Source organism: Shigella sp. SIG6 (assembly GCF_053555815.1).
Map to the genome: position 1 here is coordinate 1 of NZ_JBQZXC010000304.1, position 656 is coordinate 656.

Sequence of the window (656 nt, forward strand, 5' to 3'; positions counted from 1 at the left end):
GCCTGATCTTACCCAGCAATAGTGGACACGCGGCTAAGTGAGTAAACTCTCAGTCAGAGGTGACTCACATGACAAAAACAGTATCAACCAGTAAAAAACCCCGTAAACAGCATTCGCCTGAATTTCGCAGTGAAGCCCTGAAGCTTGCTGAACGCATCGGTGTTACTGCCGCAGCCCGTGAACTCAGCCTGTATGAATCACAGCTCTACAACTGGCGCAGTAAACAGCAAAATCAGCAGACGTCTTCTGAACGTGAACTGGAGATGTCTACCGAGATTGCACGTCTCAAACGCCAGCTGGCAGAACGGGATGAAGAGCTGGCTATCCTCCAAAAGGCCGCGACATACTTCGCGAAGCGCCTGAAATGAAGTATGTCTTTATTGAAAAACATCAGGCTGAGTTCAGCATCAAAGCAATGTGCCGCGTGCTCCGGGTGGCCCGCAGCGGCTGGTATACGTGGTGTCAGCGGCGGACAAGGATAAGCACGCGTCAGCAGTTCCGCCAACACTGCGACAGCGTTGTCCTCGCGGCTTTTACCCGGTCAAAACAGCGTTACGGTGCCCCACGCCTGACGGATGAACTGCGTGCTCAGGGTTACCCCTTTAACGTAAAAACCGTGGCGGCAAGCCTGCGCCGTCAGGGACTGAGGGCAAAGG

At 53.8% G+C, this 656-nt stretch carries 1 pseudogene; it reads left to right on the forward strand.

Annotation, left to right across the window (positions count from 1 at the left end):
- Positions 1 to 68 precede the first annotated feature (68 nt).
- Positions 69 to 656, forward strand: a pseudogene (locus tag ACUU1M_RS20505) (IS3-like element IS3 family transposase); the annotation flags it as partial.